General features: G+C 44.7%; 9 protein-coding genes. 7 read left to right on the top strand and 2 right to left on the bottom strand.

The genetic code is table 11. The features are described 5' to 3' along the window. Positions 1 to 94: 94 nt before the first annotated feature. Positions 95 to 1,351, bottom strand: a complete 1,257-nt coding sequence (locus DSM107010_RS13050; protein ID WP_106168472.1) for a GTP cyclohydrolase II — start codon at positions 1,349 to 1,351, stop codon at positions 95 to 97. Positions 1,352 to 1,685: 334 nt separating this feature from the next. On the opposite strand from DSM107010_RS13050, the gene DSM107010_RS13045 reads away from it, so the two are divergent. The 5 genes from DSM107010_RS13045 (at position 1,686) to DSM107010_RS13025 (ending at position 8,899) form a co-directional block, all read left to right on the top strand. Then, positions 1,686 to 2,153 carry a tetratricopeptide repeat protein gene (locus DSM107010_RS13045; RefSeq protein ID WP_015157466.1) on the top strand — a complete coding sequence of 156 codons (468 nt, stop codon included), beginning with the start codon at positions 1,686 to 1,688 and terminating at the stop codon, positions 2,151 to 2,153. 95 nt (positions 2,154 to 2,248) lie between these two features. Next, the gene (locus tag DSM107010_RS13040; protein ID WP_106168473.1) at positions 2,249 to 3,580 is read left to right on the top strand and encodes an FAD-binding oxidoreductase; all 1,332 of its coding nucleotides are present in this window, start codon (positions 2,249 to 2,251) and stop codon (positions 3,578 to 3,580) included. 14 nt (positions 3,581 to 3,594) lie between these two features. Further along, positions 3,595 to 5,097: a hydroxysqualene dehydroxylase gene (locus DSM107010_RS13035; protein WP_106168474.1), complete on the top strand. Its 1,503-nt coding sequence runs from the start codon at positions 3,595 to 3,597 to the stop codon at positions 5,095 to 5,097. 364 nt (positions 5,098 to 5,461) lie between these two features. Next, the gene (locus DSM107010_RS13030) at positions 5,462 to 7,462 is read left to right on the top strand and encodes an ATP-binding protein (protein WP_127023108.1); all 2,001 of its coding nucleotides are present in this window, start codon (positions 5,462 to 5,464) and stop codon (positions 7,460 to 7,462) included. A 306-nt stretch (positions 7,463 to 7,768) separates the two neighbouring features. Then, a complete protein-coding gene (locus tag DSM107010_RS13025; RefSeq protein ID WP_106169005.1) occupies positions 7,769 to 8,899 on the top strand; it encodes an ATP-binding response regulator in 1,131 nt (376 codons plus the stop codon). Positions 8,900 to 8,908: 9 nt separating this feature from the next. Here the strand turns inward: DSM107010_RS13025 and DSM107010_RS13020 are convergent, their stop codons facing one another. Further along, on the bottom strand, positions 8,909 to 9,319 hold the full coding sequence (locus tag DSM107010_RS13020; protein ID WP_106169009.1) for a VOC family protein: 411 nt from the start codon (positions 9,317 to 9,319) through the stop codon (positions 8,909 to 8,911). Between the two features lie 174 nt (positions 9,320 to 9,493). Between DSM107010_RS13020 and DSM107010_RS13015 the strand changes: the two genes are divergently transcribed. Beyond that, complete coding sequence (locus DSM107010_RS13015) at positions 9,494 to 10,714, top strand: aminotransferase class V-fold PLP-dependent enzyme (protein WP_106169010.1); 1,221 nt, start codon at positions 9,494 to 9,496, stop codon at positions 10,712 to 10,714. Positions 10,715 to 10,780: 66 nt separating this feature from the next. Further along, positions 10,781 to 11,887 (top strand): glycosyl transferase, encoded by a 1,107-nt coding sequence (locus DSM107010_RS13010; protein WP_106169006.1) that lies wholly within the window; start codon positions 10,781 to 10,783, stop codon positions 11,885 to 11,887. The last annotated feature ends 5 nt before the right edge of the window (positions 11,888 to 11,892 follow it).

Below are 11,892 nucleotides of genomic sequence, written 5' to 3'. Positions count from 1 at the left end.
TTGACAACAAATCTTCAGCCAAAACCCGCCCGTACGAGTTTGGGGTGTTAATTCCGAATTCCGAATTCCGAATTCCGAATTCCGAATTCTGAATTCATTCCATTTCTCTACCTTTAATTTCTGCCAATCCTAACGGATCTAGTACCGCGCCAGGAGTGTAGTAGCCAGCAGCTTTTTTCGCCTCAATTTCCACCTGTGCGTCTTGGGGAATCAAATCGTCAGGAATCGGTACTCGTTCTACAACTTCAATACCTGAGTTAGTGATGGCTTCATATTTCATGTTGCTCATCGATACCAAACGCTCGATTCGAGTAATGCCCAACCAATGCAATACATCTGGCATTAACTCTTGGAAGCGCATATCTTGCACCCCAGCAACGCATTCCGTGCGGGCAAAGTAAGCATCAGCGCGATCGCCTCCTTCTTGCCGCTTGCGAGCATTGTAAACTAAAAATTTCGTCACTTCTCCCAATGCCCGACCTTCTTTCCGACAGTAGACAATGACTCCCGCACCCCCTTCCTGTGCTGTTTGGATGCAGACTTCAATTCCATGCACTAGATAAGGACGACAGGTACAAATATCGCTGCCAAAAACATCGGAACCATTGCATTCATCGTGAACCCGCACTGCCAAGGGTCGATTGGGATCGGTAATTGCTGCCAAATCGCCAAATATGTATACCGTGACTCCGCCAATTGGTGGCAGGAATACTTCTAAATCCGATCGCGTCACTAATTCTGGGAACATTCCCCCCGTTTGCTCGAACAAGGCACGGCGCAAGTCTGCTTCCGAAATTTGAAAGCGTTTGGCAATGCCTGGTAAATACCATACAGGTTCGATCGCTGCTTTAGTGACAAGGACATCGCCTTTAGATTTGAGCAGCTTGCCATCGATCGCCAACCGCCCTTTTTCCACCGCTGCTTGTAATTCTGGAAGATAAACGTGCGCTTTTGTAATGGCGATCGTCGGTCTGATATCGTATCCTTCCTGGTAATAAGATGCAAACGCCTCGCCTACCATTGCCCCAAACGGATCGAGCGAAACTATTTTCTCCGGGTCGTACCAACTCGGATATGGTCCAATATGCTCGACAGGCGAAGTATTTGTTAAATCAGCACGGTGATCTGCTTGCAATACCCCGCTTGCTACAGCCAGAGCGCGATAGACGGCATAACCGCCTGAATGAGTCCCGATCGCATTTCTGTGAGTTGGGTTAGCAAGGGTAGCCACGACCGGACCCCGTTGCATTGGGTCTTTGTCTCCCCAGCGAATCGGAATAGGTTGCGAACCAAAATTGCTCGGGTGAGAAGTCAGAATAATATGCCTGGGACTACTTTTTCGCTCTTGCATCGTTGTATTTGCTCTACCTGCTAATGGGGTTAAGAGGGCTGTGACGCAACCAGACAAAGTAAGATGCTACGAATAGCAAACCTTAAGGGGGAAACTTCAATTATAGCGATCGAATTTTGGGTTCAATAGTAACCCATAGCACGAAATTGGCTGCTCTTGGGTTAAATCTGAGGTTCAGGATACTAAGTTCTCAAATTTATGTATAAAAAAGTACAAAAAAGTGGTAGGACTTGCTTAATTCTAAAATTGAAGGAAACGGGTAAAAGCCCTTAGTCATACCGCGATCGCCTTTAACATCCGACTTAACTAATAACTTAGCTATGACAACGAACGTATGAATGAGTCGTCTATTCAATCTTTTTTAGAAAACTTGAAGCATCCTGATGAAGTCGTGCGTCAGGCAGCAACAGAAGCGCTGTGGCGAGCTTGGTTTTATCAAAAAGGGGACTACGGTTGGGAATGCATCCAACGTTCTCAAGTTCTTTTCTCGGCTGGAAAAGTGTCGCAGGCAGAAGCAGTCTTGACAGAACTTATTCGCGACCAGCCAGATTTTGCCGAAGCTTGGAATCGCCGAGCTATTTTATACTACTTCACTGCCCAGTACGAAAAAGCATTGGTAGATTGTCAGACAGTCGTTAAACTCAACTCAATGCATTTTGGTGCTTGGCACGGTCTGGGTTTATGCCAAATGGCACTAGCAAATTATGCCGCTGCAATTCGCGCTTTTCGCCAAGCATTGAAGATTCAGCCATATGCCATAGATAATCAAAGGCTGCTCTTGGAATGTACGGCAAAGTTATGAGGGGCAAAGAGCTAAGTATAGGCGAGTAGTTCTAGTCACTAGTCACCAGCCACTGGTTCCACTGACAACAGATAACTGATAACTAATAACTGATTATGATTGATTGGGATGCACTGACGGCTGAGTTACAGGGAATTGAAGTTATTAGCGATCCTAACCAAGTTGCTAAGTTATCTCAGGATTACCACACTTTCAGTCCCATACTGCAAGCTCAGTTAGATGGCAAAAAGGGGGATTTGGTTGTCCGTCCTACGACAGAAGCAGAGGTAATGCAGGCTGCAACAACCTGCGTTAAATACCGCGTTCCGGTGACGATACGGGGGGCTGGAACGGGCAATTACGGGCAGTGCGTACCCCTCCACGGTGGCGTGGTTTTGGATATGTCTCGGATGCAGGCAATTCACTGGATTAAATCGGGAGTAGCGCGGGTAGAAGCAGGGGTAAAATTAGCTGCTTTGGACAAAAAAGCGCGAGAGACGGGGTGGGAGATGCGGATGGCTCCTTCTACTTATCGGACGGCGACGATTGGCGGATTTATTGCTGGCGGGAGTGGGGGAATTGGCTCGATTAATTACGGACAGTTACGCGATCGCGGTAATATTAATGCTATTCGTGTCGTAACTATGGAAGACGAACCCAGAGCGATTGAACTGCGGGGAGATGATATCCACAAAGTCAACCACGCTTGGGGTATTAATGGCATTATCACGGAATTAGAAATTCCCCTTGGTGCGGCTTATCCTTGGACTGAGGTGATTGTCACTTTTGAAAGTTTTATGGCGGCTGCCCATTTCGGTCAGGCTTTGGGCGATGCTGATGGGATGATTAAAAAGCTTATTTCTATTTTTGCTTGGTCAATTCCCTCTTATTTTGGCGCACGTCAATACATTCCTGATGGAACTCACGCAGCACTGTTAATGGTAGCTGAACCGAGTTTGGAATTATTACCTGGATTGGTACAAGAATACGGCGGTTGTATTACCTATCAGCGATCGCAACAAGATGCAGGTAAGAAATTCAACTTGGCAGAATTTACCTGGAATCATACTACTTTACACGCTCGTAGTGCCAATCCTAATATTACCTATTTACAAAGTCTGTTTCCTGCCGATAAAAATCTCCAAATAGTAGACCATATGTATCGTTACTTCGGCGACGAGGTGATGATGCATTTAGAATTTATCCGTGTTGGCGGTCGAACTGTTCCCGCTGCTCTGCAATTAGTGCAATATACTACCGAGGAACGCCTGAACGAAATTATCCGCTATCACGAAGAACACGGGGTTTTCATTGCTAATCCGCATACATATATTATTGAAGACGGTGGCAGAAAAGTTATCGACCCAGAACAGATGAAGTTTAAACAAATGGTCGATCCCTATGGGTTGCTCAATCCAGGTAAGATTAAGGCGTTGATGCGATCGTAGGCTGACTCTCAAGCATGGAATCACAGAATCCGAAAGTCGTCGTTATTGGTGCTGGCTGGGCTGGATTAGGAGCTACATATCGCCTAGCAAAACAAGGGTACAATGTAACGCTGTTAGAAGCAGGTGCTTATCCTGGGGGTTTGGTTGCGGGTTGGAAAACTCCAGGCGGGCGATCGGTAGAAGCGGGAATTCACGGTTTCTGGTATCCTTACAGCAATATCTTTTCCCTCATACGGGAACTAGGAATTAATCCTTTTACGCCTTTTACCCGTTCTTCCCAATATTCCCCTGCTGGATTAGAGGTAGAGTCGCCAATTTTTCAAGATTTACCGCGCCTTCCTACACCACTGGGAACTTTTCTCTACACCCAGTTCAAACGATTACCTTTAAGCGATCGCCTCAGTGCTTTACCATTACTCTATGCTGTAGTAGATTTCGATAATAGTGACGAGGCTTGGCAGCGTTACGATAAAGTTACAGCTCGCGAACTGTTTAAAGATTTTGGCGTATCGGCTAGACTTTACCGCGATTCATTTGAACCGATGCTGCTAGTTGGGTTATTTGCACCAGGCGAACAATGTTCTGCGGCTGCGGCTTTGGGAATGTTGTATTATTTCATTTTGGCGCACCAACCAGATTTTGACGTGGTTTGGTGTCGGGGTACGGTAGGAGAAAAGATTTTTCGTCCTTGGGTAGAACAAATCGAACAAGCGGGAGGCAAAATTCTATCTAACCGTCGCGTCAGCGATATTCTCCTCGATAGTGAAGGATTGGCAAAAGCTGTAGTTTGCGGCGATGAAGTCTTCGAGGCGGATGCTGTTATCTTTGCTGTAGGAGTCAGCGGGATGCAGAAGATTGTTAGCGGTAGTTCTAGCTTGCAAAACCGCAAAGAATTTCGGAATTTAATGAATTTGGGTGCGGTTGATGTGTTAGCAACTCGGCTATGGTGCGATCGCAAAATTCACATTCCCCGTCCTTCCAATGCTTGTTTTGGGTTTGATGCTACCACGGGTTGGACGTTTTTCGATCTCAATGCTTTACATGATGAATACCGCGACGTACCGGAAACAGTAGTTGAAGTAGATTTCTATCATGCCAATCAACTGTTACCGATGAGCGATGAGGAAATTGTTCAGATGGTGCAAGATTATTTAGCAACTTGCATACCAGAATTTCAAGCAGCTAGAATTTGCGATCGCAGTATTATTCGTTTATCTAGAGCCGTAACTCATTTTGCCCCTGGTAGCTATCAAAATATGTTACCAGCAAAGACGAGTATAGATAATGTATTTATGAGCGGCGATTGGATTATTAACCGTCACGGTTCGTGGTCGCAAGAAAAAGCCTACGTTACTGGTTTAGAAGCAGCAAATCTAGTTATAGAAAGATTTGGCAAGGGGACAACAGCCGAAATTATTCCCGTCGAACCGGACGAGCCACATATAGAAATGATGCGATCGCTTAACAGAAATTTACGTAATTTAGGCAATACTTTTCCTCCCATTTGGCTACCATAACCTCAATTGATTTCAGTCCGCGCAGGCGGACTTAGTTTGTGTAGCCGCGAATTCTATTCGCTCAATATTTTTACTCAAATGCGATCGCTTTCACATTACTTTACCAATCTTGTAAAAAATTTACTCTCCTATACTTCCTTGATTTTTAAGTCTTCTAGCGCAATTCTAGTCTAAAGTCTTCATTAGAGCAGCGGACATTCCGTAAAGCAGAAGCTACGTTAGTGGATGTATTTATAGCTAACATGCCCAAAATAAAAACTAAAAGTTTTCAAATATTCTTCAAAAGTTTTCTGTAGCCTCAAAACTAAATCCATATAAAAACCTGTTTCTTTCCGCCTGAACTTGTTTCAGGGGAAGTTTATAAATGAAAAAATATACTATTGCCAGTGGATTTTCCTTGGCGCTGCTGCTACTATGTCTTGTTGGTAGAGCTTCCTTACTAAACATCCACAAATTACAAGCTAGTCGCCAGAAGAGCGAGCGCACCAATGAACTGATAACAACTCTTGATACTGTTTTTGACCAAATGAGATTTGCTGAAGGAGGGAGAAGAGGCTATCTCATTACTCAGAAAAAAAGGTATTTAAAAACTTATTTCGCTGGAGTCGCTCGAACTAAAGCAGCAGTCGCCTCTATGCACCAACTAACTTTGTCTTATCCAGCCGTACAAAAAGAACTGCCAGAATTAGAAAAACTCATTTCAGCAAGACTAGCGATAACTCAACAGTCGATCGCCTATTTCGATCGGCATCCGTCAGATTTAACAACGCAAATTCGCTTAACAGATCGCGGCATACAGCTACAAGATACTATACAGAAAAAGCTAGAGGCGATCGCGCAAAGAGAAAAAACCCTGCTTCAGCAACAAATAGCAGTAACAAACAACAGCATACAGCAGGTTACTTTTTTAGCCGAACTCATTTTTATCTTGAGTTTGAGCTTGTTGATTGGAGTTTATTTTCTTCTACAAAAAGAGATTTGCAACCGCAAACGCGCAGAAATTGCTCTTACCCAAGCTAAAGCTCAATTAGATGTCCGAGTCCAGCAGCGCACGGCAGAACTAGAACACATCAACGCACAATTGCAGCAGGAAGTAACAGAACGCCGCCAGTTAGAAACAGCTTTACTTCGCGACGAAGAACGCTGGCAACTGGTTCTCAGGGGGAATAATGATGGGATTTGGGATCACGACCTCACAACCGATCGCCACTTTCTCTCTGACCGTTGTTGGGAAATGTTAGGGTATCTAGAGCATGAAGTCGATAATTTTCCCAAATGGTTTGAGTTAATCGAGCCTCGCGATCGCGCCTCCATGATGAATGCTTTTCAAGCTCATCTAGATCGCCAGACAGAATATTATGCTGCTGAGTATCGAATGCGCTGTAAAGATGGCACTTACAAGTGGATGTTGTCACGCGGACAGGCATTGTGGAACGCAGCAGGACAGCCAGTACGGATGGTTGGTTCAATTACAGATATTAGCGATCGCAAACGTTTTGAGGCAGAATTACAACAGTCGAAAGCAGAGCTAGAAATCAAAGTCCAAGAACGCACTGTTGAATTAGCAAAACTGAATCAGGAGCTTCAGCGCTCCAATCAAGATTTAGAACAGTTTGCTTCCGTAGCCTCCCACGACTTACAAGAACCCTTACGCGCCATCATCGGTTATTCTCGACTGCTAGAAGCGGACGATCGAGTGCATCTCAATGAATCAGCTACAGCATACCTGACTCAAATCCTCCAGGGAGCTATGCGGATGCAGCAGCTTATTCGCGACTTATTAGCTTATTCCCGCCTGAGTCACAATTCTATGACATTTGCGGTTACAGATTGTAACGTTGTTCTCCGTCAAGCGATCGATAACTTACAAGTTGCGATCGCCCAGAGCAATGCTTCTATTACCTACGATCCTTTACCAACAGTTAATGCAGATTCAACCCAACTCATACAATTATTTCAAAATCTCATCGGCAACGCAATCAAATTTCGCCGCCAGGAAATTCCTCAAATTCATATCAGCACCGTAAGAATTGAGCGGTTAGGACAAGGCGACAAGGGAGACAAGGAGGCAGAGGAGACTAGGAGCAACCACCAATTACCAATTACCAATTACCAATTACCAATTACCAATTACCAAAACATCTGGATTTTTTCCGTGCATGACAATGGTATTGGTATTCAGCCGCAATACCTCGATCGCATTTTTGAAATCTTTCAACGGCTACATACCCGTCAAGAATTTCCTGGTACGGGTATAGGTTTAGCTATCTGTAAAAAAATCGTCGAACGTCATGGCGGTTTAATTTGGGTACAATCTGAATTTGGTAAAGGTACAACATTTTATTTCACTCTGCCTTCTGAATAATTAAAGCTAATATATCGTTGACCGTTGACTGTTAACTGTTAACCGTTAACTACCATAACGATAAGTTCATAAATCAAATAAAATTGCTATTGAAAAATATCTGTTTTTTCTATTACTTTTAGAGAAAATTAGAGTTGCCGTGCAGCTTTTTTCAGTATGGATACAGATTGGCGATCGCCGTTGTTTAGGATTGATGTCTTATACTGATATATGCTTTCTTTTCGATTTGGGCATCATACTTTAAATAGTCCTCAAAAGCAGCAAAAACTTTTGAGTGGGAGGGTCAGTTTATATTGGAACTAATTAATGAGTACTACACCAATCCAAGTTTTACTAGTAGAAGATAGTCCTACAGATGCCGACTTACTACAACGAGTCATCGAACGTTCAAACGGTAGCTTGTGGCAAATCGCTCACGTAGAACGACTGCGAGATGGTATTAGTGCTTGTGGCGATCGCCAATTTGACATAGCATTATTGGACTTGTGCCTTCCCGACGCGCATGGATTGGAAACAGTGACGCAATTCCGTACTGCTATTCCCGATACTCCAGTTGTAGTGTTAACAGTGTTAGATCGAGAAGATTTAGCCCTGCAAGCAGTAGAGGAAGGCGCACAGGATTATCTCGTTAAAGATCGAATTACCCTTCAACAGCTAGAACGTACCCTTCACCATGCTATTGTCCGAGGTAAAATGCTCCAACAACGGAGTGAAAGCGAACGTAACTGTCGCTTAGCTCTAGAACAGGAACAGGAAATCAATCAGTTGAAATCCAGTTTTTTCTCCATGATTTCCCACGAGTTTCGCAATCCCTTAACAACTATTCGCTCGTCTGCGGAAATCATTCAAGATTACCACTACAAATTGCCACCAGAGCGCCGCAGTCAACACTTTCAGCGGATCTACAACTCAATATCGCAAATGCTGCAACTGCTAGATCGGCTCTTGCTGCTCAAACAAAACCAAATATCTATATTTCAATACCAGCCAGCACCACTAGACTTAGCGAGTTTTTGTCAAGAGTTAATCGAAGCTTTAACGCTTAACTCCGTTCATCACAACCGCCTCAACTTTATCTGTCAAGGAGAATGCATCCGTGCTGTCGTGGATGCAAATTTGTTATATCACATCTTGACCAATTTAATTTCAAATGCTCTGAAATACTCGCCTGCCGATAGCTGCGTTCAGTTCAGCCTCATTTGTCTGGATGGTAAGGCAACATTTCAAATTCAAGATCGAGGCATCGGCATTCCCGAAAAAGATAAACAACGGCTATTTGCTGCCTTTCATCGCTGCGGAAACGTGGGTGGAATTCCTGGCACGGGAATAGGATTAGCGATTGTTAAACAGTGTGTCGAATTACATCAAGGTGAGATTCAGGTAGAAAGTGAAGAGGGTGAAGGGACAACTTTCACTGTGACATTACCTATGGAGTAGATCTTGCCCCTACTCAGGCAAAACAGGCATATGAACTAACTCCAATTTTAGCCCATCAGGATCGGCAAAGAAAACGGCGTAGTAACCAGGTGAATATTGATATTCTGCGGGAGGATCGAGGACTGTCGCGCCCATTTCTTGAACTAATTTGTATAAGTTATCTACTTGCTCCCGACTATCGGCATTAAATGCAAGATGGTGGAAGCCTGGGGAGTAGCGATCGTGAAATTTGTTAGGCGAATCTGGATTAGCAACAGTAATTTCAATTGCTCCAGCATCCTGCAACCACCACATAATATAGATATCATTTTTTTCTACCTGCTGGTAGCCCATAAAGCCTAGAATCGCATCGTAAAAAGGTTCGGATTGTTCTAAACTTTTGACTGTGAGGCAGAGGTGGTTCATCGTTCCTAGAGTCATAAAAGCCTCTCGCATGTACTAGAACAAATGTATTGTATTACGATCGCCGCAGCACTTTGATGTACTTAACCATTTCTTCCTGATATCCCAAGCGATCGCGCCTCTCCTACCACAGCAACAGGATAAAGATAATGCTAGAGTGAGCGAATGGCTTTTTTCCCCGCTTGCTACACCATGACGAGCATCTCTGCGGCACAAACCCGAACCGAACAACATCGCCAGCAATTCCCTGCCCTGGCAAATAAATCTTACTTCAATTATGGGGGGCAAGGACCGATGCCTCAAGCAGCCATAGACGCAATTATTGCTGCCCACGAATACATTCAACTTAACGGTCCCTTCTCCTCTCAAGTTAACGCTTGGATTACTCAAGAAACCGAGAAAACCAGACAGGCAATTGCCACTGAACTAAACGCCCCACCCGAAACCATTACCCTCACCGAAGATGTCACTGTAGGCTGTAACATTGCCTTATGGGGGATTGACTGGCAAGCAAAAGACCACATCTTACTCTCAGACTGCGAACACCCAGGAGTCATCGCCACTACCCAAGAAATTACTCGAAGATTCGGTGTAGAAGTTTCTACCTGTCCCCTCATGGCGACGCTGAACCAAGGAGATCCAGCCGCAGTCATCGCCCAACACCTCACACCCCGCACCCGCCTAGTTGTCATCAGTCACATCCTCTGGAATACGGGTCAAGTCTTGCCAGTTGACAAAATTGTAGAAGTATGCAAACAGCATCAAGGCGATCGCCCCGTGCAAATTCTAGTCGATGCAGCGCAATCTGTCGGCTTGTTACCCTTAAATTTGACTCAACTAGGGGCAGATTTCTACGCCTTCACGGGTCATAAATGGATGTGCGGACCCGCCGGAGTTGGTGGTTTATACGTCCGTCCAGAAGCACTTCTTGGCACGGATAACTGCCCTCCCTTACAGCCTACCTTCATCGGCTGGCGGAGTATAGTTATGGATAGTAAGGGACAGCCCCAAGCATGGCAACCAGACGGTAGACGTTATGAAGTCGCCACATCAGCCTTTCCACAGTATGCCGGATTGAAAGCCGCGATCGCCACCCATCAGCAATGGGGAACCGCCGAGTCACGCTATCAACAAATTTGCCAACTCAGCCAATATCTCTGGCAACGTCTGAACGAATTATCAGATATTATTTGCCTGCGTCACGCCCCACCTCAAGCCGGACTCGTTTCCTTTGAACTCAAAAATCGATCTTCTCTTCATGCAAAACTCGTCCAATTTCTCGAATCAAATCGCTTGATGACACGCACTCTTGTCGATCCAAGCTGCGTCAGGGCTTGCGTCCACTACTTTACCCTCCCCTGCGAGATCGATCGCCTCATTGAAGAAATCGAGAGATTTTGCCAGCAAAGCTAAAATGTCACGCGAAGACGCTAAGCACACTTTGCGCCTTTGCGTGACACTAATCTGTCTTTAACTTTTATGGAAAAATCTAGACCCACCATATACATAGCCATCACCAACCACGGATTCGGACATGCTACCCGCACCGCCTCACTTGCAGCGAAGATCCAGCAGTTGTGTCCCGATATCTTACTCATCATGGTGACAACCGCACCCCGTTGGTTACTGGAATCATACATAGAAGGAGATTTTATCTATCGTCCTCGCGCCTTCGATTTAGGTGTAATCCAGTCAGATAGCTTAACGATGGACAAAGTCGCCACGTTAGAAAAGCTACAGCAAATCCGCAAACAAGAACACTCGATAATTGCCTCAGAAGTTAACTTTATCCGTCAAAATCGCGTTAATCTGATCCTTGCCGATATCCCTCCTTTGGCAGTAGCGATCGCCCATGCCGCAGGTATTCCCTGTTATATGAGTAGTAACTTTGGATGGGATTTCATTTATCGCGACTGGGGAGGTGAATTTGTGGAATTTGCCGATTGGATGGGCAAGCATTACGTACAATGCGATCGCCTATTTCGGTTGCCTTTTCACGAACCGATGAGTGCTTTTCCCAATATTACCGATGTTGGCTTAACAGGTGGTTCACCACGTCACGCGATCGACACGCTACGATCTAATTGGGGTATCAGTACCCCACCAGAAAAAACTATCTTACTCACTTTTGGTGGTTTAGGTCTACAACAAATTCCGTTTGAAAACCTTCAACTTTTCCCCGATTGGCAGTTCCTTACTTTTGATGTTACAGCTCCAAACTTACCAAATTTAATCAAAATTACTGACCAAAAGTTACGTCCAGTTGATTTTATGCCCCTCTGTGGCAGAGTTATTTCTAAACCAGGTTACGGTACTTTTGCTGAAGCAGTTGGCGTGGGAATTCCTATAGTTACCCTGACTCGTGAAGACTTTGCCGAAGCTAAATTTCTAGTTGATGGAATTGCAAATTACTCTTACCATCAAATTCTCAACACAGAAGAATTCTTTCAAAGCCACTGGGAATTTCTCCACCAACCTCCACAACCGCCTCGACAATCTCAACCTATAGCGAAAGACGGTAACGAAGCGATCGCTCAAGCCGTGCTTGAAGCCGTAAGTCATAAATCGGAATTAACTGATAATTGATAACT

The organism is Chroococcidiopsis cubana SAG 39.79, assembly GCF_003991895.1.
GTDB classification, from domain to species: Bacteria; Cyanobacteriota; Cyanobacteriia; order Cyanobacteriales; family Chroococcidiopsidaceae; genus Chroococcidiopsis; species Chroococcidiopsis thermalis.
Note: the sequence above shows the minus strand (reverse complement) of the source record. Positions and strands in the feature narration are given on the sequence as shown.